The sequence below is a fragment of the Corynebacterium silvaticum genome (assembly GCF_002162115.2).
Lineage (GTDB): Bacteria > Actinomycetota > Actinomycetes > Mycobacteriales > Mycobacteriaceae > Corynebacterium > Corynebacterium silvaticum.
Window position 1 is genome coordinate 1,072,008 of record NZ_CP021417.2, and the last position, 26,624, is coordinate 1,098,631.

The window sequence follows — 26,624 nt, forward strand, 5'->3', positions numbered from 1 at the left end:
GGAATAAGACTAAGATAGCTCCGTTGAACAAGTAGCGGGCATGTTCGGCGCTGAGGACAATATAAGGAGTACAGGGAATCACATGCGAGTTCTTGCAGCGATGAGTGGCGGAGTGGATTCAGCGGTGGCAGCAGCGCGAGCTGTCGCAGCAGGCCACGAGGTAGTAGGCGTTCACCTTGCGCTCTCGCAGGATCCGCAAACGGTACGGGAATCTTCTCGGGGGTGCTGCTCACTGGAGGATTCTGCGGATGCCCGCAGGGTATGCGACAAACTGGGAATCCCTTTTTATGTGTGGGATTTTTCGGATCGCTTTAAAGAAGACGTGATTGATGACTTCATCTCCGCCTACGAAGCGGGAGAAACACCAAATCCGTGCCTTAGATGTAATGAAAAGATCAAGTTTGCTGCGTTGCTTGAACGCGGGATCGCTTTGGGCTTTGATGCCGTAGTAACTGGTCATTATGCCCAGCTCACCCAGCCCGCAGATGGCGGTGACGGCTATTTACGCCGTGCTATTGACCCGGAAAAAGATCAGTCGTATGTGCTTGGCGTGCTCAGCGAGAAAGAAATCGCTCATTGCATGTTCCCCGTGGGCGATACCGTTAAGCCCAAGATTCGCGAAGAAGCAGCAGCTCAGGGCTTTTCTGTGGCAAAAAAGCCGGATTCCTATGATATTTGCTTCATTCCTGACGGCAATACGCAGGCGTTCCTGGGCCGGCACATTGGCCTTAGGCCGGGCATGATCGTGGATACAGAGGGGCAGCCTCTGAAAGAGCACGACGGCGCCTGGAACTACACCATCGGTCAACGCAAAGGACTTGATATTAAGCAACCTGCAGTGGACGGAAAACCACGCTATGTCACTGATATTGATGCTGCCACGGGGACAGTAACCGTGGGATCGCGTGAGGACCTTTCGGTGAGCCGGATTTATGCTGATCGCTTGAAGTATCTCCATCCAGCCCTTAGCGGAGAGTTCTCCGCAGAGGTTCAAGTTCGGGCGCATGGCTCCGTGGTGCCCTGTCAGGTGAGCGTCGATTCGCACAACGATACGATGACGATCACCCTGCACAAGCCGTTGTCTGGCGTGGCTCGTGGTCAAGCCGCGGTGATCTACTTGCCGGATGCCGGCGGAGACATCGTGCTTGGGTCCGGGACAATTTACAGCACCCAGAAGTCCACCGGCACGTGCCTCAACAGTGCCTAACTGCGGAGAGATTTTCTATGGCAACATTCGCTTTAGGTCCTATGCCTGGTACGAGCATTATCGATGCTGCAGATGTTATTGCGGGCGAAACGGGGGACATGAGAGCGCTCCCGCAGCTTCCCAGTCGCGGGTTGGGATCCGATGCGGTCGGCCGGACATGTACGTTGATGCCCGATCTTCCGGTAGAAAAAGGGCCGAGGTCCTGGCGTCTGAGCGCGCGACCGCAACTGCTTACTCACCGGATCTGGGATCGCATGGAAGAAGACCTGGACCACATGCAGGAACAGTGGGGAAGCGCCCCTGCGCTCAAAGCGCAAGTGCTGGGCCCTTGGACCTTGGCGACTCATATGGAATTGCCCAATGGACATCGAGCTGTCACTGATTCGGGTGCACTGAGAGACATCACAGAGGCTCTGACACATGGAGTGAGGGAACACGTATCCGACTTACATAAGCGTTTCGACGCTCGCATCCGCATACAGATCGATGAACCAGTGCTTTCTGCATTACGCCGTGGGGAGATCCAGGGCACGAGTGATTTTGATACGATCCCAGCCGTTCACCCCAAAGATCTAGGGGAACGGCTTGCCGGCATTGCAGAAGCGGTGCGTGGCGAGAACGTAGACCTGGTGTTACTCAACGAGACCGGCAGGGAACCCAATGTGGACGTTGCTGTTCTTGCAGCGGTAGATCAAATCCTCATCTCTCCTACTCGCGTTAAAGGAACGAGGCTTCTCGACGCCTTCGGGGAAGCACTTGCGTCGGGAATGCGCGCTGGCTTAGGGCTTTATGGCGCTCACGCCCGCGATCTTGCTATCGCTGTGGCCAGATTCTACGACGAACTCGGTATAGAGCGTCATGCCTTGGCACACGCCGACATAACCCAATCTGCTCCTAGGATTGACACAACTCTCGTGGATGTGGCCCATGATTTGGCCACGTTGCGGGAGGTCGAGGAGATTCTGCAGCGCGACGCAGGCGATCTTTAGTCTTAGCGGGCTAGCGGAGGCGTTCAGCCCTGCATCGGCCAGGACGTATTGACAGAGGATGCGTCTTTGCCTTTGCCCTCAAAAAAGTTTTTGAGGTTTGCCTGAAACTCATAGTATTCGACGGCTTGGAATTCCATGAGCTCGTTGAGGGATTTTTGCGAAATCTCCTCTTTGAAGTTTCGATTTGCTTGGACCCACGCTATGCGTGCCGCTGCTAGTGCATCGGAGGTAGCCTCATGGGCATTATCTAAACGCACGTTGTAGTGCTGGCAGAGATCTGTGAGCGTGCGCTTGCCTCGACGGAACCGGTCGAGGGCCTTATCCATGACGTAAGGGTCAAACACTGGGCCGGTAACAACAAAATCACCAGTGAGCTTTCTTAGCACCGTGAGGTCATACGCAGCGTTATAAACAATGAGCGTAAGCCCGTCAGCCCACGCCTGTTGGATGGCGGCTACGGTTTCCTGTAGCACTTCTTCATGCGGGCGTCCGTGTTCGCGTGCATATTCCGTGGTGATGCCGTGAACCTTTGCGGCTTCCTCGGGGATTTCTATTCCAGGGTCTGCCAGAAGTTCCTGTGGGTGGGCACCATTGCTGTCGATCTTGACGAGTGCAGAGGACACGATGCGAGCTTCATGGGGATTCGCAGAGGTGGTCTCAAGATCAAAGCTTAAGACTTTCATGGGATCAAAGACAGCAACATTGGGGTCAAGAGAGTTCATGACTCACACCCTAGACAATCCCTTCAACGCGCGGTGTAACCCGGTGGCTCATGAGCGATGAAGGGCTGTATATGGGTCAGAAGCCGCTGAAGTTAAGTACCAACGATAAACTAGCTAGCGTGACTGATTCCAATATCGAACTCCGCAGACAATGGGACGAACTCGCCGAGCAAGTACGGTATCACCGTGATGCGTATTACAACGGCACACCTGAGATCAGTGACCAAGACTTTGATGCACTGTTTCGGACACTCCAAAGGCTTGAAGAGGAACACCCCGAGCTCGCAGTCCCAGACAGCCCTACGCTAGAAGTCGGAGCCCCTGTGGCTTTAGGCTCTAGTTTTAATAACGTAGAGCACCTGGAACGTCTCATGAGCTTGGATAACGTGTTTGACGCTGCGGAGCTTTCCGACTGGCTCCAAAGAACTCCGGCGCAGTCTTATCTTACCGAGCTAAAGATCGACGGACTCTCACTGGATCTCATCTACCGTGAGGGGAAATTATGGCGTGCGGCTACCCGGGGCGACGGTCGGATAGGCGAAGACGTCACGGAAAACGCAAAAGTGATTGCGGATGTGCCGCATCAGCTTAGCGAAAACGCAGAGTTCCCTGTTCCCGAACTCTTGGAAGTTCGAGGCGAAGTGTTCATCGCTGTAGAAGACTTTGCTGCGGTTAACGAGCAACGTCAATTAGAGGGGGGAAAGCCCTTTGCCAATCCGCGCAACGCCGCTGCCGGCTCATTGAGGCAAAAAGACGTTGAGGCCGTGAAAAAACGCCGGCTTCGGATGATCTGTCATGGGCTTGGTGCAACGCAGGGCTTTACCCCAGCGTCGCAGTATCACGCATACGAGGCGTTGGCGGCGTGGGGATTGCCTGTGTCTCCCTATACCGAACTGGTTCACTCGGCAGCAGAGGTACAGGAAAAGGTTCTTTATTGGGCGGAACATCGTCACGACGCAGCCCATGAGATGGACGGTGTTGTGGTCAAGGTGGACAGCATCTCAGAGCAGCGGGCATTGGGTGCTACAGCCAGAGCCCCTCGCTGGGCTATCGCCTACAAATATCCGCCAGAAGAAGTCACCACGGAACTTTTAGACATTCAGGTGGGAGTAGGAAGGACCGGACGAGTTACTCCCTTCGCTGTTATGCGCCCCGTCTTTGTTGCCGGATCTACTGTGTCCATGGCAACGCTGCACAACCAAACGGAAGTAAAGCGTAAAGGTGTCCTCATAGGAGACACCGTGGTGATCCGCAAGGCAGGCGAGGTGATCCCAGAGGTCCTTGGACCGGTAGCAGAAAAGCGAGATGGGACTGAACGCGAGTTCATTTTCCCCACGTTGTGCCCTACCTGCGGCACCCGACTCTCCCCACAAAAAGAAGACGATGCGGACTGGCGCTGTCCCAATTCGCAGTCATGTCCGGCCCAGCTCAGCGCACGTTTAACCTATCTTGCAGGACGCGGCGCCTTTGACATTGAGGCTTTGGGGGAAAAAGCGGCAGAGGATCTTATCCGGACGGGCGTGCTTATCGACGAAGCCGGGTTGTTCGACCTCACAGAAGAAGATCTGCTGAAGACTCGTGTGTACACGACTGAGAAGAAGACGTTGAACGCGACTGGTTCCAAGCTTCTGGCCAACTTAGAGCAATCGAAAAAAGCTGACCTCTGGCGGGTGCTTGTTGCATTATCTATTAGGCACGTTGGCCCCACCGCTGCCCGAGCCCTAGCCGCCCGTTATCACTCTATGGACGCATTGCGCGCAGCCAGCGCGGAAGAAATTGCTGATACCGAAGGCGTGGGTGCCATCATCGCACAAAGCTTCAAGGATTGGTTTGAGGTCGATTGGCACGTTCACATCGTAGAACAGTGGGCACGAGCCGGCGTGACTATGGCCGAAGAGACCTCTCAACTACCGGAGCAGACGCTGGCGGGCATGACCGTTGTTGTTACTGGTTCTTTGGAAGGCTTTAGTCGCGATTCTGCCAAAGAAGCCATTATTAGCCGTGGCGGTAAGGCATCGACATCGGTATCTAAAAAAACCGACTATGTTGTTGTCGGAGAAAACGCTGGTTCTAAGGAAACCAAAGCACGAGAACTCGGACTCATCATTCTCGATGAAGCTGGGTTTATCCGACTACTAGAAAACGGATCGGTATAACCGCTAGGTGTAGAGAGCAGCGAGGGAGGTGCTCTCTACACCTGTTTTATTTATTCAGAATTCTGCCGAGGATCGTTCCCAGGTTTCCTAGGTGTTCTACCTCGCTGCTGAGGTAATCTGGGCCGCCCACGCGCCCGATGACAAGCACAAGGTTGGTCCCGATGAGCGGGGCTGCAGCAAGCGAGGAATCCAGGAGCCCCCACGACTGTGGGATCCACGGCTCGGACTCGGGAATGAGTGTGCGCGCTTGTTCAATGGGGACTATGTCAGGGCTGGAACCGTCGTCTTCAGGGGCGGCAATAGAAGCGGTGACGCGCGTGACTCCGCCGTGGACGTCGAGAAGCACTGCCCACGTTGAAGTAAGCGCCTGCGGCATATTGTTAACGAGTTTTGCCAGAGAATCAGAATGTGTATTAGCTCCGGCAACTGATGCCAGCATTGCGATTTGCCCACGACGATCAACGCGGCCGGAAAACGGGCGAATGGAATCGACGTCTACGCCCTCTACCTCGTGCGCGGCAGTGATCAAAGCATCCGCCATCGTGCCTGCAGGAAGCTCGACCACCATGTCGTCCATGACGGTGCCGTCGGGAAAAGACTCGACGACGTCTACGGAGGAAATATTGCCATCGACAAGCCCAATGGCCTCTGCTAAACGTCCGAGGCTACCTGGTGCATCGGGGATATGAACACGAATGAGGTAGGACATGAACAATCATCGCCTTTCTAGGGCGCAGCTCCGTTAACAACATAAGTCCGACACTGCGGACAGGGAGGATTCGGAAAATACCTATCAAATACTAGGCGCCGATAATAATACGTTGTCTATGTTATGCGATGGCCTTCTAGGGGACACTATTCACAATGTTTATCGATTCTATGAGGGAAATTCCTATTAATCCTGCGCTATGGAAAACCGGTGAATGAAATGTCTTAAGGCGCATGGGGAAAGCCACAAGCGGTTTCCTGGGGATAGTACGGTGCAGATGCTGAAGTAGAGGAGCTGTGCAGTAGTATGTTTAAGAATGACAATGACCTCGTGCTGACAGAGCATGGCATGGAGATTTACACGTTTTAATTAGCACCCAATGTGAGAAGGATCGACGAAAAGTGCCTGAGATTTCGCGCGATGAAGTCGCACACCTGGCCAAGTTGTCGCGCTTGGCGTTGACTGACGAAGAACTCGACCGCTTTGCAGCGCAAATTGACGGCATCATCGGTAACGTGAGCGCTGTTCAAAAAGTCGCTGCAGAGGGTGTAGAGCCGATGAGCCACCCGCACTCGATTAAGACCACCATGCGTGAAGACGTAATTGAACAGATTATGACTCCAGAGCAGGCTCTTGATCAGGCTCCGGCTGTTGACCAACAGCGCTTCGTCGTTCCACAGATTCTAGGGGAGTAGTCCGATGACCAATTATCTAGTACCGGAGTCCGGACTCACATCACTTTCTGCTGCGGAACTCGCCCAGAAGATTCATTCCCGTGAGGTCACCTCCCGTGAAGTCACCCAAGCTCATCTTGACCGCATTGCTGAGGTCGACCTCACCCTTAATTCGTTCTTGCATGTGGGTGCTGCGGAAGCCCTTGCTGCTGCCGACGAGGTAGACGCTGCGTTGGACCGTGGAGAAGCTCCGGCATCCGCACTCGCCGGTGTTCCCATTGCCCTCAAAGATGTCTTTGTTACCACGGATGCACCCACCACGTGCGCCTCAAAGATGCTGGAAGGCTACGTTGCGCCTTATGACGCAACCGTTACCCAGAAACTCCGTGCCGCAGGTATCCCGATTTTGGGCAAGACCAACATGGATGAGTTTGCGATGGGTTCCTCCACGGAGAACTCCGCTTATGGCCCGACCCGCAACCCATGGGATATCGACCGCACACCAGGCGGCTCCGGTGGCGGTACATCCGCAGCTCTTGCATCCGGTGAGGCGCCACTCGGTATAGGCACCGACACGGGCGGTTCGATCCGCCAGCCGGCAGCCCTAACCAACACGGTGGGAGTGAAGCCAACCTACGGCACTGTCTCTCGCTACGGCTTGGTAGCCTGCGCATCGTCGCTAGACCAAGGCGGCCCAACCGCGAGAACCGTTCTAGATACAGCTCTGCTCCACGAAGTTATTGCAGGCCATGATAAATACGACGCTACCAGCGTAGACCTCCCAGTTGCTCCTGTGGTAGCAGCAGCACGAGAAGGCGCAAACGGAGATCTAAGCGGCGTGAAAATTGGCGTGGTTAAGCAATTCGACCGCGACGGTTATCAGCCGGGAGTGCTGGAGCAATTCCACGCCGCAGTGGAACAGCTCACCTCCCAGGGCGCAGAGATCGTGGAAGTCGATTGCCCGCACTTTGATGATGCCCTGGCAGCGTACTACCTGATCCTGCCATGCGAGGTTTCTTCCAACCTGGCGCGTTTCGACGGCATGCGTTACGGTCTGCGCGAAGGCGACGACGGATCGCATTCGGCGGATGAAGTCATGTCGCTGTCTCGTGCGGCTGGATTCGGCCCCGAGGTAAAGCGCCGCATTATTCTGGGAACCTATGCACTTTCTGTGGGCTACTACGATGCGTATTACCTGCAAGCACAGCGCGTACGTACCCTCATCGCTCAAGATTTTGCTGCGGCCTATGAAAAGTGCGACGTCTTGGTTTCCCCAACTACACCGACCACTGCCTTTAAGCTCGGCGAGAAAATCTCCGATCCCTTGGCTATGTACAACTTTGATTTGTGCACCCTGCCGTTGAACCTTGCCGGCCTGTGCGGAATGTCTGTTCCTGCGGGATTGGCAAAAGACACAGGGTTGCCCGTGGGCTTGCAGATCATGGCACCGGCATTCTGCGATGACCGCCTGTACAAGGTAGGCGCCGCGTTTGAAGCAGGTCGCAAGTAACTGCTTTTGCGCCACAACCCCTTTCTTTGCTCAGCGTAATGCGCTGAGTGCGGAAAGGGGTCTTTCTTATCTAATGCCTAAGGTGTTGCGCGATGGATGCATTAGAACAAGATCTGCATCACATAAAATCCTGATGCCTGATCAAAGGTCACCTCTGAGAATCCGAGGTGCGAATACACCTGGTGAGCCCTGGTGTTTGCTTTATCCACGGAGAGTGAAATTCCTGGTGCGCCTAGGCTTTGGGCTAACGCTATGGCGGCCTTGAGTAGGAGAGAGGCTACGCCTGTGCCACGAAACCTCGGTTCGATGGCAATAGCAACTTCGGGGATCTCCTCGCTGACGTAACCGTAGCCGTGGTTGTCTGAGGTTCCCCACAGCAGCCAAGCTCCACCAGCAGGGATCCTGTTATCGTCCCAGGCGATAAAGCCGCCATCTGTGGGGTCCCAGTGATCGAGATAAAAATATGTGTCGTTGATAAAGTTTTGGCTTAGCTCGGAGCCTTCATCACCGTAAACGTCCGTGAGAAAGTTGAGCCGCGCAATATAGGTGCGGTCAGCCTCACGAGTCGGGACGAGAACAATATTTTGTTCGGTCATGACAGCACAGTCTATACGTAGCGTCGCGGTGTATTGTGGGACAAGCAATGAGCATCAACATAGAAGACGCTCAGATAGCCTTCAGGTTCTGTTGTGAATGCTGTATCCGCAGGAAAAAGGTGGTTAACGGCGCAGAGCTGGGGGTTTTCTTCTTCTATCATCACCGGGTGCTCGCTATACGGAGCCAGAAAAATAGCCCAGGTTCATAGAAAGAAGGAACGTCCTATGAGCGTCGAATCTCGTGACACATACGCTGATCCTGATGCCGGGATGCGCAGTGCACAAGGATCGAATCAGTATCCGACCATGCCGCTTCCAGAAAAAGAAGCGTGGCCGGCACTGATTGCATTGTGCGTTGGCTTTTTTATGATTCTGCTTGATCAAACCATCGTGGTGGTTGCTACCCCAGTGCTGCAAAAAGAGCTAGGGGCATCGTATAACGAGGTCATTTGGGTTACGTCAGCGTATCTCCTCACCTTCGCTGTCCCTCTCCTTATCACGGGGCGTCTTGGCGATCGCTTTGGTCCACGAAATGTCTATGTTGCTGGAATGGTCGTGTTCACGCTCAGCTCTCTGGCGTGCGGTTTTGCTCCGAATATGATCACGTTGATCATCGCCCGCGCGGTGCAAGGCTTTGGAGCTTCTCTTCTAACTCCGCAGACTATGAGCCTCATTAACCGGATGTTTGCTCGTGAACGCCGTGGTACGGCGTTGGGAGCATGGGGAAGCGTAGCCGGTTTGGCCACTCTCACTGGTCCTATCCTCGGCGGCTTTATTACGGCCTCGTTTGGCTGGCAATGGATCTTTTTTATTAACGTTCCACTCGGGATCGTGTCAGTATGGTCTGTTATCCGTCTTGTCCCACGGTTGCGTCCGACCAATCGCAGCATTGACGGCATGAGCATGGTGCTCTCTGTTGTCGCCGTGTTTTCTCTTGTGTTTGCTCTCCAAGAAGGCGAAAACGCTGGTTGGAGCTGGTGGATTTGGGTCCTTATCGTAGTAGGACTTGTGGTTGCCGTGCTGTTTGTTTATCAGCAGGAACGTGCGGAAAAAGCAGGCAAAGACGCTTTGATGCCGTTGTCTCTCTTCTCGATCCGCAATTTTTCACTGGGAAACATCGGCATCATCGCTATGGGCTTTGCTATTGCGGGCACCCCTTTGCCAATCATGTTGTTCTTGCAACAGGTACACGGGTTATCGGCCTTTCAGGCGGGCCTATTTTTAGTCCCCCAAGCACTTATTTCTGCGCTATTTTCCCCGTTCATCGGCAAGCTTTCAGATAAACGTTCGCCGCATAATATCGCTGCTTTTGGCTTTACGACGATGGCCATCGGGCTTGGAAGCGTTGCACTCGTGATGATTCTTGAGGTTTCCGTTTATTGGGTTCTTCTTGCGTTTATCATCTATGGATTTGGCAACGCGTTTGTATGGTCGCCCAACTCTACATCGACGATGCGAGACCTCCCGTTGAATCACATGGGAGTGGGATCTGGCGTGTACAACACCACACGCCAGATCGGATCGGTCATGGGATCAGCGGCTATCGGGGCAGTATTGCAATGGCGAATCATGGTAGCGAGCCCAAGCGTGGCCTACGGTGAAGCCGTGCTGTTGGGAGCGGGATTCCTTATCATCGGTATTATTTCTGCCCTTTTGGCCAAGGATAATAGCTAGTCAACCTTGGGGAGGCAGCCGGAATGTGGTTAACGGGTGTCTGATAGCGCGTAGGAAGCGGTTGCGGTTGCAGCAGTAACCGTGAGAACCGCTGGCCATGCGCCGATCTTTTTCGCAAGCGGATGGCTAAGTCCGAATGCTCCAATGTAGGTTGCCGCAAGAGCGGACGTCAGGAGGACTCCGCCTTTTGCCCACCACGAGCGCCCAGCCCACACACCTGCAGCCGCAAGGATCGCGCCACCGAGTGGCCGTATGCCGGTCTCGCGGGCAGTAAGCCAACCTCCTATCAGACCACTAGCAACGACCGCAGACGTAGTGACCTCCGCAGGAGGCTTGATGTCAAAACCCATAAATTGTGCCATGGTGCTCATGCTACAGGCTGAGATATTCGTGCGACGTGAGCGATTGGTAGGAGAGGGGCGTCGAGAAGCTTTTGCGTCGGGGGTGTCCCAGTGAGAGATTCGGTTTCTTAGTATCTTGCTATTTATACTGAAGAAGATTTTCAGTGACTGAGTGAGTGGCGGCAGCGCCACATCGGGAATCTGGTGCAAAACCAGAACTGGCGCGCAGCGGTGAGGATACAACTGCAATTACCTTGAAATACCACTGGGGTTTGGATTCCTGGGAAGGGCGGTAATTGTGGGTTTGAGTATCTAAGTCCGAAGACCGGCTTAGTCAGCAGACTTGTTCTGCCGCCTCGCGATTTAGGCGGGCAGACCGACTCAAGTGGGTCTTGTAGTGCGTAAAATTGCCACTCCAGCGCTTTTCCTCATCATTGTAGGACTAGCGGCACTGAGCTTTGTGGTGTCTTTATCTTTTGGGTCGGTTGATTATTCGCGCTCGGAAATATGGGAAGTAGTACGTCAGCACCTTGCAGGGGAGACCTACTCCGATCAAGCGGTAGACGCAGTGGTTTGGGAGCTTCGTGCACCTCGTGGTTTGCTTGCACTTATTGTGGGAGCAGGCTTGGCTCTTGCCGGTGTAACAATGCAAACGCTTGTCCGAAATCCGTTGGCTGACCCGTATCTGCTTGGTATTTCTTCCGGCGCGAGCGTAGGTGCAACCGCAGTGCTCGTCTTTGGCGTCTTGAGTGGCTTTGGCCTTTATTCACTCTCAGCTGGGGCTTTGATTGGTGCACTTGTGGCCACGTTAACTGTGTATGCGGTGACTATCGCTCAAGGAGGGCTGACGCCACTGCGCCTCATCCTCTCCGGTGTGGTTCTGTCTTCCGCTTTCTCCGCGCTTGCTAGCTTTTTGGTGTTCAAGGGGCCTGATGCTCGTGCTGCGCAAGGCGTGATGTTTTGGATGCTCGGATCAGTAGCCGGAGCACAATGGAACAAGCTCCTCATACCGGCAGTCGTGGTGCTTGTGGCTTTTATTATTTTGATGCTATGTAACCGCCAGATGGACGCTCTTGCCGCAGGCCCCGACACCGCCGCCGCTTTGGGTGTTCGGGTAGGGCTGCTGCGCCAAGGCCTGTTTTTTGTCCAAGCTCTCCTCGTAGGCGGCATGGTCGCTGTGGCTGGAGGCATCGGATTTGTGGGCCTAGTAATTCCGCATCTGGCGCGGATACTGGTTGGCTCACTTCATCGTCGTCTTTTGCCTATCGCTGCAGTGTTCGGTGCGCTTTTTATGGTCTGGGTTGACGTACTTGCCCGGATTGCTGCTCCGCCACAGGAGATCCCGTTGGGCGTGGTAACAGGGGTTGTCGGCGCACCGCTCTTCCTGATTCTTATGGGAAGAAAGAACTATCATTTTGGGGGCCAGGACTAAAATGACACGTTTTCAAGCAGCAGGCGTTGCGTGTGGATTTGACCGGACAGTATTATTGCTCCGAGACGTTGACTTTGCAGTGGACAGCGGCACCATGACCGCAATAGTTGGCGTCAATGGAGTGGGAAAGTCAACTCTTTTGCGCGTCCTTGCCGGAATCCGGAAACCACATGCCGGCAAGGTTTTCATAGACGATGTTGACGTGTATTCCATGCGGTCAAAACAGCGAGCAAAGACGCTCACTTTTGTGGGACAGGAGGAAACACCTCCTGGAGATTTGACCGTAAAAGAAGCAGTCTGCCTGGGTAGGCTCCCGCACACTAAAGTGTGGCAGTTCGATTCCAAGGAAGAGACGCGCTTGGTCAACGATGCATTGCAACTTGTTGGCTTGCAGGACCGTGCGGCGATGGAATGCGCGTCGCTTTCTGGTGGGCAGCGCCGTCGAGTGCTTTTTGCTCGTGGATTTGCGCAAGGCACGGATCTCATTTTTCTTGATGAGCCGACCAACCACCTTGATGTGCACCACCAGCTGCACCTGCTCAAAGTGCTACGAGACTCTGGGCGCACGATTATTGCAACGGTTCATGACCTTGATCTAGCGATGAGCCATTTTGATCACGTGGTGGTTCTTGATCACGGTGGTGTGGTTGCTTCAGGGCCTCCGGAAAGTGTGCTGATCCCGGAGAACTTGCGCAAAGTCTTTGAAGTGGAAGCATTTGTCACCCGGCACCCTGGTGCCAGCCGCTCCCACGTCATCATTGATTCACTCTAAAAATTCCTATTTTTTTTAAGGAGCATGACCATGAAGAAAGCCATTATCCCAATTCTTGGGGTTTCCCTTGTTCTTAGCGCATGTGGGGGCGCTACCTCCGATTCTGCTAAAGAGTCGACTGCCGCAAAAACTAGTGGTGTGACCGTCACCAACTGTGGTGAGGAAGTGACCTTTGACAAGGCTAATGAGCTCTTTGTCAATGATGGCAACATCATCTCTATTGCGCTTGCCGCAGGCGCCAGCGACAAGATCAAATATGTCAGCTCACTGCAGCGTGACAAGGAGATTCTGCGCGCAAAGTTTGGCGAGCACGTTGACTCTCTGAACGAAACTTCCAAGGATTACCCCTCCCTGGAGGCCGTGGTGGCAAAGCATCCGGACGTCTTTATGGCAGGCTGGAATTATGGCTTTTCTGAGGAAAAGAATCTCACTCCTGAATCCCTGAAAGCACAGGGGATCTCTTCCTATATTCTGAGCGAGTCCTGCAAGCAGAGTGGATCAGATAAGCGTGGGGTCTATGACCCATGGGAAGCTGTCCAGATGGACATCTCCAACATCGGAGCCATCACCAATAATAACAAGGAAACAGCAGAATCCTCGGTGAAAGACCTTACTGATCGACTTGAGTCCTTGAAGAAGCTCAAGACAGCGGATAAGAAGCCGAATGTTTTCGTCTTTGACTCCGGAAGAGGCGATGCTGTTTACACCTCTGGAAAGTTTGGTGCTCCGCAGGCGATTCTGGAAGCCGCAGGCGCCCAGAATGCTTCAGGTGATATCGAGGACACCTGGACCAGCGTGGGCTGGGAAAAGATCGCTTCTGCTACCCCGGATGCTTTTGTCTTTGTGGATTATCCAGGTCAGGAGTTCAACGAAAAAGTAGAAGAGCTCCGCGCAAATCCTGCGACCAAGAACCTTCCCGCGGTAAAAGAGAATCGCTTTATCAACTTGCCGTACACAATGTGGACCTCAGGTTCCCTCAACATCGATGCCGCCGAGCATGTGCGTAAGGGCCTAGAAAAGTTCAACCTTGCTCCACAGTCTGAGATGACTCCAAAGCTGACACTTCCTAGCTCTGTAGCTGGCCAGGAGTTTGTTTCTTAAAGCATCTGAACGCCTCCTGATTGCTTTTGATTACTTTCCCTGATGGAAACTCTGTACGTTTTCCATCAGGGAAAGTAACGTTTTAGGCGAGGATTCCTCGCCCTTTTATGTGTTGCGAGGAATAGTGCTGTGTAGCTGACCCAATGCGCGGCAAGGAGCTACATACCCACAATCTACGCAGAGGGAAGATGCTATGAGCGACAAACAAGTCTCGCGAGCTGGAGGTGTACATAAAGAGCTCCAGCAACCAGAAGTGGACCTGCACGAACTTCTTACTACTGCTGAAGATGCTCAACACAAAGTCTCAGCAAGCTCTCCCCGGTGGAGGAAGAGTCTAGTAGGGGCGTCGTTCTTAGCCATTCTTTATTCTCGACTCATTGGTACTCCTTGGTTGAGCATCGCTGTGCTTTTCTTCTTTTTGGCCATCTTCCGTGCCTCATCCGTGTACAGTTATCGGACTCGAGGAGTCCGGCATGCCGTGCGGGGTAGCGGAAAGCCAATGCAACAAAATTGGTTTTACGACGTTCCACCTGGGCAGAGGAAGCGGATGCAGGCAGGGTACATGGTGCTTGTGTTGAGCCCTCTTCTTGTCTCTGCGGCACGAGATTTCAGCATTGTTGCGGGCGCTACCCTAGCGACGCTGTTGAGTGGTGTGGCCATATTCTGGTTTGCCAAGTACTCGGAAGCGATGTTGTGACAATGGAAGAAAGAGAGACACAGTCGTCGGAAGCTGTGAGCCCTGTGTCGCTGGATCGGTATTTACATACTGTGCCGCGGACAAAAATCTGTGCCACTTTGTGGGCAGCAAAAGCGATTCCTGATCGTAATGAGATGAAGTTTTCTAAGCTTCAGAAGCTTACCTGCTTGAGCGAATCATCGCTATCCAAGCAATTAAACTTTCTTGAGTCTGTGGGATATGTACGTAGGTTTCGCGATTATGGGTCCAGTCGTTCTAAAGACGTTGTGTGGGTGTCTCTTACAGAAAAGGGGACGCTGAAATACGAGGAATATGTGGACGCGCTGAAGCAGCTATTGCAATCTGGCTGTGGCAGCTCTTAAAATCTTGTGCGGACTTCAGGACTTCATGGGGGACTCTTAGCAGGTGATAAATCCCACAGGCTCAAGGGTATTCGCAACAAAAAGAGGATCAAGGGTTTCCGTGCGGGCATAAACAAACACAAAAGTGGCAGGGAAGGACTAGACTGAAGCCTATGCGAATTGCGACTTTAACCTCCGGTGGCGATTGCCCTGGACTCAACGCTGTTATCCGCGGTATCGTCCGCACGTGTTCCGAATACGGTTCTACCGTTGTGGGATATGAGGACGGTTGGGTTGGTCTCATGGAAGACAAGCGCATTCAACTTTACGATGATGAAAATATTGATCGTATTCTTTTGCGCGGCGGAACGATCTTGGGAACTGGTCGTCTTCACCCAGATAAGTTCAAAGCGGGGCTTGAACAAATCAAAGAGAATCTGGCAGACGCCGAAATTGACGCATTGATTCCCATAGGCGGCGAAGGCACACTAAAAGGAGCCCAATGGCTCTCCGATAACGGAATTCCTGTGGTGGGTGTGCCAAAAACCATTGACAATGACGTCAACGGTACCGATTACACCTTTGGTTTTGACACAGCAGTGTCGGTAGCAACCGATGCCATTGATCGACTCCATACCACAGCAGAATCCCACAATCGCGTGATGATCGTGGAAGTGATGGGACGCCATGTCGGGTGGATTGCGCTGCACGCCGGAATGGCAGGTGGAGCTCACTACACAGTGATTCCAGAACAGCCTTTTGACATCAATGAAGTCTGTAAGGCAATGGAACGTCGTTTCCAAATGGGGGAGAAGTACGGAATTATTGTCGTTGCTGAGGGTGCCCTGCCTAAGGAAGGGACGATGAGCTTTGACCAAGGGTGCGTGGATCAGTTTGGACATCAAACCTTTAATGGCATCGGTCAGGTGATCGGAGAAGAGATCAAGAGGCGTCTGGGACACGATGTGCGCACCACTGTGCTTGGGCACATCCAACGTGGTGGCACCCCAACTGCCTATGATCGCGTCTTGGCAACTCGATATGGTGTACACGCTGCTCGTGCATGCCATACACAGGATTTTGGCAAGATGGTGGCACTCCACGGTGAGCATATTGATCTGATTCCTTTGGAAGAAGCCGTAGGAACTTTGAAGGTAGTTCCTGAGGCCCGGTATCGGACTGCTAGAGCACTCTTTGGATAAAACATTCGTGGTGGCCCTTCCTGTTTTTCGAGTAGGAAGGGCCATTGTTTTACCCTGTTGGGCTGTGAACGTTGCGCAGATTCCAAGCGCGAGCATGGAGAGCCTCGTTCTGGCAACCTCAATGAACCATTAACGGTAGCGATGAACTAGAATTTCGAGTCATGACCGCTGCAATGTATGACCTGATGGACTTTGATGAGGTCCTGGAGAAATTCGACCCTGTCATGGGCCTTGAAGTTCACGTGGAGTTGGCCACTGAAACTAAAATGTTTTCTGCCCCCTCGGCGCATTTTGGTGCCGAGCCTAACTCGAACGTTGATCCAGTTTCCCTAGGACTGCCAGGTGCATTGCCTGTGGTTAATGCCAAGGGCGTTGAGTGGGCTATCAAGATCGGTCTTGCACTGAACTGCCAGATTGCAGAATCCTCACGGTTTGCTCGTAAGAACTATTTTTACCCAGACCAGCCAAAGAACTACCAGATTTCGCAATACGACGAGCCCATCGCTTACGACGGCTACCTGGATGTTGTGCTGGACGATGGCACCCCGTGGCGCGTGGAGATTGAGCGCGCGCACATGGAAGAGGACACCGGAAAGCTGACTCACCTAGGCGGTGCCGACGGACGTATTCACGGAGCTACAGCTTCGCTCGTCGACTGCAACCGTGCAGGTATCCCACTCATCGAGATCGTTACCAAGCCAATTGAAGGCGCCGGAGAGCGAGCTCCAGAAGTTGCGCGTGCGTACGTAGGGGCGCTTCGGGATTTGGTGAAAGCCTTGGGCGTTTCTGATGCTCGCATGGATCAGGGCTCGATGCGATGTGATGCTAACGTGTCGCTGCGTCCCGTTGGAACCGTCGAATTTGGTACGCGCACCGAGACCAAGAACATTAACTCCTTGAAGTCCGTTGAGCAGGCAGTGCGCTTTGAGATGCAGCGTCAGGCTCAGGTGTTGGAAGATGGCGGGACGATTGATCAGGAGACGCGCCACTATCAAGAAACCGACGGAACTACGTCCAAGGGTCGTCCTAAAGAAACAGCTGAAGACTACCGCTACTTCAACGATCCCGACCTCCCACCGGTTATCGCACCGCGTGAGTGGGTGGAGGAAATCCGCTCGACGCTTCCTGAACTTCCTTGGGTGCGTCGTTCGCGTATCCAGCAGGAGTGGAATCTTAAAGACGAGGAGATGCGTGATCTGGTCAACGCAGGCGCGCTTGATCTGATCGTAGAAACTGTAGATGCAGGGGCAACGCCTGCAGAGGCGCGTTCCTGGTGGGTTGCTTACTTGTCGCAGAAAGCAAATGAGCAAGGAATAGACCTTGACGCTTTGCCTATTAGCGCCGCGCAGGTTGCTCGCGTAGCTGCTTTGGTTAAAGAAGGAAAGCTGACAAATAAGTTGGCTCGCCAGGCTGTCGACGGCGTTCTTGCCGGCGAAGGCGACGTTGACCAGGTTGTTGTTTCTCGTGGTTTGGAAGTTGTGCGTGACGATGGTGCGATTGAAAAGGCTGTCGAAGAAGCATTGGCTGCTAATCCCGATATCGTAGAAAAGTACCGGGCTGGAAACACCAAGGTTACAGGTGCAATCGTCGGAGCAGTGATGAAGGCTACCCGAGGCAAAGCTGACCCGGCTCAAGTAAATAAGCTCATCGCGGAGAAGCTTGCCTAATTGAGCTAAAGGAGCAATGCTTCCGCGCTGCTAAAACACAAAGAGGCGTACCACAGTAGCTAGTAGATTTTTGCTAGCACATCGTGGCACGCCTCATTGTGCTTGGTCAGTGGCTTAAATTAGGGTGTTGTATTTTTCCTCGACAACGAGCGGTGTGTGAGCGCACACTGGTAGGCATGACATATTCAAGAGAAACAGAACCTGTATACGTTCCTGCTGCGGATCGCTACAAGGATATGGAATACCGGATTGTCGGGCAGTCGGGTCTGCGGCTTCCTGCTATCAGTCTCGGTTTCTGGCATAACTTTGGAGATGACAAGCCGCTAGCAACACAGCGTGCGATTGTTCATCGTGCGTTTGATCGGGGAATTACTCACTTTGATCTGGCCAACAACTACGGCCCTCCTGCAGGATCTGCGGAGAAAAATTTTGGTCGGATTTTTTCGGAGGCCCTCAAGGCGTATCGCGATGAGATAGTGATCTCAAGCAAAGCCGGCTGGAATATGGGGGCAGGCCCTTATAGCTTCGGAGGATCACGGAAGTATCTGATGGATTCTTTGGATGCTTCTTTATCTCGACTGGGCCTAGAACACGTGGATATTTTCTATCACCATCGCCCGGACCCGGACACCCCGTTGGAGGAAACCGTATATGCGCTGCGCGATATTGTGGCTTCGGGTAAGGCTCGCTATGTGGGGATCTCATCGTACGGTGCAGAGCTGACTAGTGAGGCTGCGGCGATGATGGCAGAAGAGGGATGCCCGCTGCTTATCCATCAGCCGAGTTATTCCATTTTGAATCGTTGGGTGGAAGAACCTGGTGAAGACGGGGACTCTCTCCTGGAATCTGCTGCTGATTCTGGCCTCGGGGTTATCGCGTTTTCCCCTCTGGCTCAGGGGCTGCTGACTGACCGTTACCTGGATGGAATTCCGGAAAACTCGCGTGCCGCGGCTGGGAAGTCTTTGGGAACGGACATGCTTTCTCCTAGCAACCTAGAGATGGTGTCCAAGCTCAATGAGATTGCAAAGCGACGCGGACAGACCCTTGCACAAATGGCGATCGCATGGGTTCTGAGGGAGCAAGGAGATTACGGAATAGAGACCGTTACTAGTGCATTGATCGGAGCTTCCTCGGTTGAACAGCTAGATCAGAACATTGATGCGCTTAATAATCTGAGCTTTACCACTGAAGAGCTCAATGAAATCGATACGATTGCTAACGACGGCGGAATCAACATCTGGGCTGGGGCAACGAAATCGAAAACTCACGGTTCGGAGTCTGACTCTTAGCAAAATAATGTGAAGGGAAGAAGGTGCCTGCCTTCTTCCCTTATACGGTTGTTAGTGCATCAGCAGGCGGAAGCACATGATGAACATGATCACGCCGATGGCAACGTTGATGTAGCGCCAGACCGTTGGACGGGCAAGCACATGCGCAAAGCGGAGTGAAGTAAACCCGATGAATGGGAACCACACAAAGCTAGCCGCTAGAGCTCCGGCAGCGAAGACCCAACGCCCAGTCTCACCGTGCTGATTGGCGATGCCTCCGAGCATTACTAAAACGTCGATGTAGGCGGCAGGGTTAAGCCACGTAAAAGCAAGCGCTGCTAAGGCGGGTTTAACCCAGGGGCGGTGGGCGTCGTGTGCCGTGTTCTGCTGTTCCGTGGATCGTCGTGAAGGCTTTCCTAGGCGCGTTTTAGGCGCAGTGATCAGGCTAGAGTTGCCGTGCTGCCGGGAATGCATTTCGGAGCTCTCGGCGTACTCGGGTTCAGATTCTTCCACCGTGAGGGCGTCGCCACGCCGTTTAAGAGCATCTCTCCAACAGCTAATGCCGAAGTACAAGAGATAAGCGGCGCCGAGCCACTTCAACGCCACGAGGGCTATAGGTGCGCGTTCTACCAGCGCACCAACGCCTGCTGTGCCGCCAAAGATCAAAATGACATCGGAAATGATGCAGACCAGAAGCACGGCCAGGACGCCCTCACGTTTGACGCCCTGTCTAATAATGAGAGCATTTTGCGGGCCGATGGCAACGATAAGGGACAATCCCATCAGGAATCCAGCGATTGCAATACTCATGTCTCAAGGATGCACCGTGCAGTAAGGTTAAGTAAAATGAATGATTTTACACTTGGTTTAGAATAGCTTCATGAACCCACTTCACCTGCAAACATTGTCCGCGATCATAGACGAGGGAAGCTTTGAAGATGCAGCCTCCATTTTGGGGGTCTCGCCGTCCGCGGTAAGTCAGAGAATCAAGGCGCTAGAGAAGGACATCGGCCGGGTGGTCATTCGTAGAACATCGCCTCCTACTCCCACCGATGCTGGCGAGATTCTGCTCCAAACTGCGCGCAGAATGGAACTACTACAGGCCGAGGCAAACGCACAGCTCCACGAGCGTATTGACCGTGTTCCGCTGACCGTGGCAGTTAACGCGGATTCGCTTTCAGAGTGGTTCAAACCAGTGCTTGCCGACGTCGCACGGTGGGACTCGGCTACCTTGCATGTTCGGGTCGATGACGAGGCTTATTCGCTCGACCTTCTCAAACGTGGAGATGTGCTCGGTGCAGTTACCGGTGAGGCTAAAGCTGCATCGGGTTGTGAATCGATTGCTCTGGGGGCATTCCATTACGTATCCGTGGCAAACCCATGGCTTCTAGACCGTTACACACATCAAGATGGGACAGTGGACTGGAATACGATGCCGGTGCTGCGTTTCGGCCCACGGGATGCATTGCAAGATAAAGATCTTGAACGCAGGTTATGCCAAGTACCGCGTCGGCGTCGGGTGTCTGAAATACCTTCGGCAGAAGCTTTCTTTGAGGCGGCTCGAGTGGGGTTGGGGTGGGCGCTACTACCGGAATCGCAGGCTACGCCTTTGCTGGAAAGCGGTGAAGTGGTCATGCTAGATTCCACTGTTTTTGAAGTGCCGCTGTATTGGCAGAGGTGGCGGCTAGAGTCGCCGTCCCTTGACCGACTTACGGAATCGGTCATTTCTGCAGCGTCGCAGGTATTGCGTCCTATGAGTCGCACGGCGTAATGGGTATGACGAGTTGGCGAAAGCGATAGGAATATCCGCGCACATGAGAAAGACTGGTTAGCGGGAACGGCACGACACTATCGGAAAGTGCTGTGTCTATAGCGGAAGTCTCTTAAAGAATGTGTGCCTGTCCTGGTACGGGATTTTTTAGACGCTCTGAGTAGGAGAGTGGAGTGGGGAGTGAAACACCTTCACGGAAAGGTGTGCCGTCGAAAGCTTCCCGATGATGCTCTGTGAAAAACTGGGCAAAGTCGGGGCCCTTAGGCACGATCTGATTGGGGTTTATGTCGGCGTGAGTGATGTAGTAGTGCTGCTTGATCTCGTGGAAGTCCGTGGTGTCGCCGAACCCGGGGGTTTGAAAGAGATCCCGTAGATATCCCCAGATCATGGGCATTTCCGTAATTTTATTGCGATTGCACTTAAAATGCCCATGGTACACCGCGTCGAATCTGATGAGGGTGGTGTAAAGGTAGATATCTGCGAGCGTAATGTGACGTCCTATGAGGTATCTCTGAGAAGAGAGTCGCTTTTCGATGGTGTCGAGGGCCGAGAAAAGGCGATCGTAGGCCGCATCATAAGCTTTTTGACTCCCCGCAAATCCACACCTATAGACCCCGTTGTTGATCTCGGTAAACATAAACTTTGTTATGGCGTCGATGTCTTTGCGCAGCTCTATTGGGTAGAGGTCTGGCGCGCCGGGACGCTCATAGGCAGACCATTGGTCGTTAAGATCGGGCACCATGCTGGGATAATCGTTGGTGATGACTTTTCCTGAAGCAATCTCGACGATCGCCGGAACGGTGATCCCACGTGGGTAATTGGGGAATCGTTTGAGGTAGGTGTCGCGAAGCCTCGGTGTGGCTAGGACGGGGTCAACTTTTCCTGGGTCGAGATCAAACGTCCACGAGCGCCAATCGTGGGTTGGTCCTGTTAGCCCAAGGGAAATGACATTTTCAAGACCTTTTAGGCGGCGCGTGATTACTGCCCTGTGCGCCCACGGGCAGGCTCGGGCTGCGATGAGACGGTAACATCCCGGCTCAACAGGCCAGAACGTTCGACCGTCTTTTTGTGGCGTGGGGTGGTCAACGGTGGCGAGGATGCGATCGTCGATATAGTGGGTGTCGCGTTGGAATTCTCCGTTGTCGTCTTTGGACGTGTAGCTTTCGTAGCCGTCGAAGTCTTTCTTGTGCATGGCGGTGTTTTCTGGGTTGTCTGCTGCGGAACTGGGCTGCAAGGGTGCTGGTGACATGTCATCAAGTATAGATTTTTTAATATTAAATTCGTGATAAGGTTTGCCTAAAGGTGTGAGATTTTTTACATGCAATCGTTAGCATGGACTGTTACGTTTAAATCATTATGAATATGAAGCCCAATAACCTGCCCCGCGCAATAAAACGAGCGTTTATGCGTGCGACGATCCTTTCCCTCGCGATAGTAACCAGCCTTGGCCTGTTCTCTGGAAACCTCACAGGCGCTTTTAGCCAGTGGGTATCCAACGCCGGGGCAGCAGACTCGCAGGATGCGCCCCTACCTCTCATTGATGCACAGCCACTCCCTGCTCAAGAGGTGCCTCAAGAAGGGATCGTCCCGGAAACTTTTGCGGCAACTGCCGACGCTGCAACGTTGGAATCGCTCCCCATCGACGATGCTCTCGGAGGTAAGCCGGTATACAGCCGGGACCAATTTGGTCAAGCGTGGAGCGATGACGTGGACGTTGAAGGGGGACATAACGGATGTGACACTAGAAACGACATCCTGCGTCGAGACCTCACCGACATAGTTGTTCGGAATAAGACCAGGGATTGCATCATAGAAAAAGGAAAACTGGTCGATCCTTATACCGGTAGCACCATTGACTTTGTCCGCGGCGGAAAGAAAACGCACGGCGTAGACATCGACCACATCGTTCCGCTGGCCAACGCTTGGTACGCCGGAGGATACACATGGGATGAACAAAAGCGCCGCAACTTTGCCAACGATCCGATCAACTTGGTGGCTACGTCGCTAGAAGCAAACCGCATTAAGAAAGCAAAAACTGCAGACCAATGGATGCCATCAAATAAAGCATTCACATGCGAGTACGCACAGCGCCAGATCCGAGTAAAGTCCACATATGCGCTCACCGTAACAACCCGAGAAAAAGCTGCCTTAGCGGGAGCATTGAAGTCCTGTTCCTAGACTATCCGCCCGGATGCTTCTAAAATTTAGCGTCCGGGCGCGCCGAGGACTTCCCATCTTCTTCAACATTTTCGCATATTCTGGGGCGCATGAACGACAATGCCAAGCCCGACCGCGCCAGCGATCTTGACGACGAGATTCCCACGTACCAAGCCCCCTCCGCGTCATCGCCACGTGAAGAGTCTCCAGAAGCGCCTCAAGAACCTTCACAAAAAACTGTAGATCCCGCCAAGAGCCTTTATGAACGTGCGGGACGCGTGGCACCCCAGTCGATTCAACCCTCAGCGCGAAGCAATGCTGCCCCTGAGCCTGCGAGTGTGCAGCCTCCGCACGTAGAGAGCCCTGCGGAGAAGAAAGAGCGTGTCGACGCTACCTCTCACAAAGAATCCATACCGGAAGCAGTGTCGGATTCTCCTCGCGTGGAGCCGACTCGTGTTACAGAAAAGGTAGTAGCCGATGAGCCTACTACTGTGTCGCAGAAGCCTTTAGCTTCTAAGACTGATGCCACAGACGTTAAGCCCGCCGTGGCACCAGAGGTGGTTTCTCAAGCAAAGGTGCAGCATCCGCCCACGGATTCTTTTAGCACAGAGACCGTGGCAAAGCAGCCTGCACCTGCGGAAGACAAAACCACTGTGTTTAGTGCTGCGCCGGCAGCTCCAGCGGCCGCGGCTGCCTCCGTCGCTAGGCCTGTCACTCCTAAAACTCCAGGAGAAGAGAAGACAACAACCCTGGGGCGAGACACTCAACGTCATAGCCAACCGCTTGCTTCAGACGCTCCCACCTCGATATACCGCGATCCTGCTCCTACTGAGCGGGCGGCTTATAGGGATGAGGATTTCGCACCCGCTGTGCCTCCGGTACCACCTGCGCAGCCTGCGCCGTCGACAAGCCCAGTAGTAACGCCGGCGCCGGTATCAGCACCGGCTACTACCGCCTTTGCTGAATCCCCGGTTGAGCAAGCACCTGCGGTTGCACCAGCGGCACCGCAGCCGGAACCGGTAGACGCACACGCTGTTGCCGTTGCGGCCAAACGCGGAACAATCGATTTTGGTTTGCTTGTGCTGCGCGTAGTCTTTGGCGCTTGGCTGATTTTGGATGCCGTTCAAGTGTTCTTTGCGATGGGGAATTCTGGAGGAATAAACGGCCTGCAGGATCAGTTCTCTTCCTACGCTTACGCCAGCACGTTGGCTGTTGCCGTCCCGGCTATGGAATTGGCGGCGGGCGTTTTCCTCGTCTTTGGTCTGCTCACACCAGTCGCTGCTGCTGTGGCTACTGTTGTGACGTCATTCCTCACCGTGCACCATATTGCGAGCGCGGATTCGCTGAATCTGATTGGTCTTAATAACTCCATCTGGTTTGCGTTCTTCCTCACCACTATCTCGCTGGTGCTGCAATTCACCGGCCCTGGTCTTATTTCCTTTGACGTAAGTCGGAGTTGGGCTAAACGGCCACTCGCTAGCTCGTGGGTCTTTGCCGTCTTAGGCATCGCTGGAGCCGTGGCATTGTGGTGGTTCGGCGCCGCCGTAAACCCGCTGGTCTAAACCAAGAAAAGCACTAAAGACCCTGATCTCCAGGTTTTCGGAGGTCAGGGTCTTTGCTTGTGTACTTGCTAATCTACGTGACGCACTGCGCCTTTGTCTGCGGACGTCGCCATTTTGGCGTATGCACGCAGCGCCTTGGACACGGGGCGCTGACGGTCTTGCGGCTCCCACGGTTTTTCTCGTGAATTCATAGCTTTACGACGCCGCTCGATGTCATCTTCAGTCACATCCAGGCGCAACAGCCTCTTCTGAATATCAATCGTGATCTGATCACCATTTTCGATCAGACCGATGAGCCCGCCATGAGCGGCTTCAGGAGAGATATGGCCGATTGATAGGCCTGATGTGCCTCCTGAGAAGCGACCATCGGTAATCAGTGCGCATGCTTTGCCCAGGCCAGCACCTTTAAGGAATGAGGTTGGGTGAAGCATCTCTTGCATGCCGGGACCACCAGAGGGACCCTCATAGCGGATCACCACCACGTCGCCGGGTTGGACCTCTTTATTCAGAATGATGGAGACGGCTTCTTCTTGGCTTTCAACCACGCGAGCGGGACCAGAGAACGTCCATACGGATTTATCGACTCCGGCAGATTTTACTACCGCGCCGTCGGGGGCAAGGTTGCCACGCAAAATGGCTAGACCCCCGTCGGCGGAATATGCATGGTCAATATCGTGGATACATCCATTGGCGGCGTCCAGATCGAGCGAATCCCAACGGTTGGATTGAGAGAACGCCTCAGTGGTGCGCACGCCTCCAGGAGCTGCATGGAATAACTCGATGGCTTCTTGTGAAGGATTATCGCTGCGTATATCCCAATCGCCAAGCCACTCATCCAACGATGAGTAGAGGACAGAATGGACAGTTTTTTCTAATAGGCCGTTCCTGTGGAGCTCCCCAAGTATGGCGGGGATTCCTCCGGCCCTGTGGACATCCTCGATGTGGTAATTGCCATTCGGGGCAACTTTGGACAAACAAGGGATCCGGTGTGAGAGCTCATCAATATCGGAGAGTGAGAAATCGACTTCACCCTCCTGCGCTGCAGCCAGAGTGTGGAGAACCGTATTAGTTGAGCCGCCCATCGCCATATCAAGGGCCATGGCATTGAGGAATGCTTCTTTTGTGGCCACGTTACGGGGAAGCACCGACTTGTCTTCTTGTCCGTAGTATCGCTGACACATGTCCACGATCATGGTGCCTGCTTGTTCAAACAGCCGTTTACGTGCAGTATGCGTAGCCAGCGTAGTTCCGTTGCCTGGCAAAGAAAGCCCGAGTGCTTCCGTTAAACAGTTCATTGAGTTAGCGGTAAACATTCCGGAACAGGATCCGCAGGTAGGGCAGGCAGATTCCTCAATAGTCTGTAAAGAGTCATCGTCTACGGCTTCATTGGCTGACGCAGTGATAGCGGTGATTAGATCGGTTGGGGCATGCGCTATCCCGTCAACAACTACGGCTTTGCCAGCTTCCATAGGGCCGCCAGAGACAAAAATAGCGGGGATATTTAAGCGCATTGCAGCATTGAGCATCCCAGGAGTAATTTTGTCGCAGTTGGAAATGCAGACCATGGCATCGGCAGTATGCGCATTGACCATGTATTCCACCGAGTCCGCAATAATCTCCCTACTGGGAAGGGAATAGAGCATGCCCCCGTGTCCCATGGCGATACCATCATCTACCGCGATGGTATTGAACTCTTTGGGAACTCCACCTGCTGCCCGAACTGCGTCAGCAACAATATCGCCAACATTTTTAAGATGCACGTGGCCTGGAACAAACTGCGTGTAGGAGTTAACAATCGTTACAATTGGCTTCCCAAACTCGTGCTCTTTAGTTCCCGTGGCCCGCCAGAGAGCGCGAGCGCCCGAGGCATTTCGACCGACAGTAGTGACGCGTGAACGGAGTGGAAACATGCTGTTCCTAACGTGTGGGCTGATTCTATAGATGTAGTGCTGCGCCAGATGAGATCGTGGCAGCGTAGAGCAGTGAAGGCTTGTTTCAACTGCTGCTCTCCTAGCGGGGAACCCAAGGAAAGTAGGTGACTCGTGCAGTCTCATTATGGGTGGATGAGACTGCATC

Annotated in this window: 24 protein-coding genes and 1 riboswitch; of the genes, 17 read left to right on the top strand and 7 right to left on the bottom strand. The window is 53.6% G+C overall.

Annotated features, from left to right (window positions below; all coding sequences use genetic code 11):
- Positions 1–82 precede the first annotated feature (82 nt).
- Together mnmA and CBE74_RS17545 are read left to right on the top strand one after the other, a co-directional pair.
- Positions 83–1,207 (top strand): tRNA 2-thiouridine(34) synthase MnmA, encoded by a 1,125-nt coding sequence (mnmA, locus tag CBE74_RS17540; RefSeq protein ID WP_087453817.1) that lies wholly within the window; start codon positions 83–85, stop codon positions 1,205–1,207.
- 17 nt (positions 1,208–1,224) lie between these two features.
- A complete protein-coding gene (locus CBE74_RS17545) occupies positions 1,225–2,196 on the top strand; it encodes a uroporphyrinogen decarboxylase/cobalamine-independent methonine synthase family protein (protein ID WP_087453818.1) in 972 nt (323 codons plus the stop codon).
- Positions 2,197–2,219: 23 nt separating this feature from the next.
- On the opposite strand, the gene CBE74_RS17550 is transcribed toward CBE74_RS17545, so the two are convergent.
- On the bottom strand, positions 2,220–2,918 hold the full coding sequence (locus tag CBE74_RS17550) for a 3'-5' exonuclease (RefSeq protein WP_087453819.1): 699 nt from the start codon (positions 2,916–2,918) through the stop codon (positions 2,220–2,222).
- Between the two features lie 71 nt (positions 2,919–2,989).
- Between CBE74_RS17550 and ligA the strand changes: the two genes are divergently transcribed.
- The gene (ligA, locus tag CBE74_RS17555; protein WP_375167320.1) at positions 2,990–5,074 is read left to right on the top strand and encodes an NAD-dependent DNA ligase LigA; all 2,085 of its coding nucleotides are present in this window, start codon (positions 2,990–2,992) and stop codon (positions 5,072–5,074) included.
- Between the two features lie 46 nt (positions 5,075–5,120).
- Here the strand turns inward: ligA and CBE74_RS17560 are convergent, their stop codons facing one another.
- On the bottom strand, positions 5,121–5,783 hold the full coding sequence (locus tag CBE74_RS17560) for an ACT domain-containing protein (RefSeq protein ID WP_087453820.1): 663 nt from the start codon (positions 5,781–5,783) through the stop codon (positions 5,121–5,123).
- Positions 5,784–6,184: 401 nt separating this feature from the next.
- On the opposite strand from CBE74_RS17560, the gene gatC reads away from it, so the two are divergent.
- Together gatC and gatA are read left to right on the top strand one after the other, a co-directional pair.
- Positions 6,185–6,478: an Asp-tRNA(Asn)/Glu-tRNA(Gln) amidotransferase subunit GatC gene (gene gatC, locus CBE74_RS17565; protein WP_013911300.1), complete on the top strand. Its 294-nt coding sequence runs from the start codon at positions 6,185–6,187 to the stop codon at positions 6,476–6,478.
- A 4-nt stretch (positions 6,479–6,482) separates the two neighbouring features.
- Positions 6,483–7,967 (top strand): Asp-tRNA(Asn)/Glu-tRNA(Gln) amidotransferase subunit GatA, encoded by a 1,485-nt coding sequence (gene gatA / locus CBE74_RS17570; protein ID WP_087453821.1) that lies wholly within the window; start codon positions 6,483–6,485, stop codon positions 7,965–7,967.
- A gap of 101 nt (positions 7,968–8,068) precedes the next feature.
- Here gatA and CBE74_RS17575 read toward each other — a convergent pair whose 3' ends face one another.
- Positions 8,069–8,563 (bottom strand): GNAT family N-acetyltransferase, encoded by a 495-nt coding sequence (locus CBE74_RS17575; RefSeq protein ID WP_087453822.1) that lies wholly within the window; start codon positions 8,561–8,563, stop codon positions 8,069–8,071.
- 225 nt (positions 8,564–8,788) lie between these two features.
- Here CBE74_RS17575 and CBE74_RS17580 point away from each other — a divergent pair, with 225 nt between their 5' ends.
- Positions 8,789–10,237, top strand: coding sequence for a DHA2 family efflux MFS transporter permease subunit (locus CBE74_RS17580; RefSeq protein WP_375167313.1), 1,449 nt, complete (start codon positions 8,789–8,791; stop codon positions 10,235–10,237).
- A 29-nt stretch (positions 10,238–10,266) separates the two neighbouring features.
- Here CBE74_RS17580 and CBE74_RS17585 read toward each other — a convergent pair whose 3' ends face one another.
- Positions 10,267–10,599 (bottom strand): hypothetical protein, encoded by a 333-nt coding sequence (locus CBE74_RS17585; RefSeq protein ID WP_087453823.1) that lies wholly within the window; start codon positions 10,597–10,599, stop codon positions 10,267–10,269.
- Positions 10,600–10,731: 132 nt separating this feature from the next.
- Positions 10,732–10,926: riboswitch (cobalamin riboswitch) on the top strand.
- A gap of 49 nt (positions 10,927–10,975) precedes the next feature.
- Here CBE74_RS17585 and CBE74_RS17590 point away from each other — a divergent pair.
- The 8 genes from CBE74_RS17590 (at position 10,976) to CBE74_RS17625 (ending at position 19,079) form a co-directional block, all read left to right on the top strand.
- Entirely contained in the window at positions 10,976–12,010 is a 1,035-nt protein-coding gene (locus tag CBE74_RS17590; protein ID WP_087454867.1) for a FecCD family ABC transporter permease, read from the top strand.
- 1 nt (position 12,011) lies between these two features.
- Positions 12,012–12,782 carry an ABC transporter ATP-binding protein gene (locus tag CBE74_RS17595; RefSeq protein ID WP_087453824.1) on the top strand — a complete coding sequence of 257 codons (771 nt, stop codon included), beginning with the start codon at positions 12,012–12,014 and terminating at the stop codon, positions 12,780–12,782.
- A gap of 30 nt (positions 12,783–12,812) precedes the next feature.
- On the top strand, positions 12,813–13,883 hold the full coding sequence (locus CBE74_RS17600; protein WP_171483259.1) for an ABC transporter substrate-binding protein: 1,071 nt from the start codon (positions 12,813–12,815) through the stop codon (positions 13,881–13,883).
- 193 nt (positions 13,884–14,076) lie between these two features.
- A complete protein-coding gene (locus CBE74_RS17605) occupies positions 14,077–14,580 on the top strand; it encodes a hypothetical protein (protein WP_225870122.1) in 504 nt (167 codons plus the stop codon).
- Positions 14,581–14,714: 134 nt separating this feature from the next.
- Entirely contained in the window at positions 14,715–14,942 is a 228-nt protein-coding gene (locus CBE74_RS17610; protein ID WP_233426106.1) for a transcriptional regulator, read from the top strand.
- Between the two features lie 152 nt (positions 14,943–15,094).
- Positions 15,095–16,123, top strand: coding sequence for an ATP-dependent 6-phosphofructokinase (locus CBE74_RS17615; RefSeq protein WP_014525642.1), 1,029 nt, complete (start codon positions 15,095–15,097; stop codon positions 16,121–16,123).
- A 161-nt stretch (positions 16,124–16,284) separates the two neighbouring features.
- Positions 16,285–17,790: an Asp-tRNA(Asn)/Glu-tRNA(Gln) amidotransferase subunit GatB gene (gene gatB / locus CBE74_RS17620; protein WP_087453827.1), complete on the top strand. Its 1,506-nt coding sequence runs from the start codon at positions 16,285–16,287 to the stop codon at positions 17,788–17,790.
- Between the two features lie 176 nt (positions 17,791–17,966).
- Complete coding sequence (locus tag CBE74_RS17625; protein ID WP_087453828.1) at positions 17,967–19,079, top strand: aldo/keto reductase; 1,113 nt, start codon at positions 17,967–17,969, stop codon at positions 19,077–19,079.
- Between the two features lie 51 nt (positions 19,080–19,130).
- Here the strand turns inward: CBE74_RS17625 and CBE74_RS17630 are convergent, their stop codons facing one another.
- Positions 19,131–19,868, bottom strand: a complete 738-nt coding sequence (locus tag CBE74_RS17630) for a LysE/ArgO family amino acid transporter (RefSeq protein WP_087453829.1) — start codon at positions 19,866–19,868, stop codon at positions 19,131–19,133.
- Between the two features lie 70 nt (positions 19,869–19,938).
- Between CBE74_RS17630 and CBE74_RS17635 the strand changes: the two genes are divergently transcribed.
- A complete protein-coding gene (locus CBE74_RS17635) occupies positions 19,939–20,829 on the top strand; it encodes a LysR family transcriptional regulator ArgP (protein ID WP_087453830.1) in 891 nt (296 codons plus the stop codon).
- A gap of 112 nt (positions 20,830–20,941) precedes the next feature.
- Here the strand turns inward: CBE74_RS17635 and CBE74_RS17640 are convergent, their stop codons facing one another.
- Positions 20,942–22,021: a glutathione S-transferase C-terminal domain-containing protein gene (locus CBE74_RS17640; protein WP_087454868.1), complete on the bottom strand. Its 1,080-nt coding sequence runs from the start codon at positions 22,019–22,021 to the stop codon at positions 20,942–20,944.
- A 164-nt stretch (positions 22,022–22,185) separates the two neighbouring features.
- Between CBE74_RS17640 and CBE74_RS17645 the strand changes: the two genes are divergently transcribed.
- Together CBE74_RS17645 and CBE74_RS17650 are read left to right on the top strand one after the other, a co-directional pair.
- Positions 22,186–23,007 carry an HNH endonuclease family protein gene (locus CBE74_RS17645; RefSeq protein WP_087453831.1) on the top strand — a complete coding sequence of 274 codons (822 nt, stop codon included), beginning with the start codon at positions 22,186–22,188 and terminating at the stop codon, positions 23,005–23,007.
- Between the two features lie 89 nt (positions 23,008–23,096).
- Positions 23,097–24,548: a DoxX family protein gene (locus CBE74_RS17650; RefSeq protein ID WP_087453832.1), complete on the top strand. Its 1,452-nt coding sequence runs from the start codon at positions 23,097–23,099 to the stop codon at positions 24,546–24,548.
- A gap of 68 nt (positions 24,549–24,616) precedes the next feature.
- On the opposite strand, the gene ilvD is transcribed toward CBE74_RS17650, so the two are convergent.
- A complete protein-coding gene (gene ilvD, locus CBE74_RS17655; RefSeq protein WP_087453833.1) occupies positions 24,617–26,458 on the bottom strand; it encodes a dihydroxy-acid dehydratase in 1,842 nt (613 codons plus the stop codon).
- Positions 26,459–26,624 lie beyond the last annotated feature (166 nt).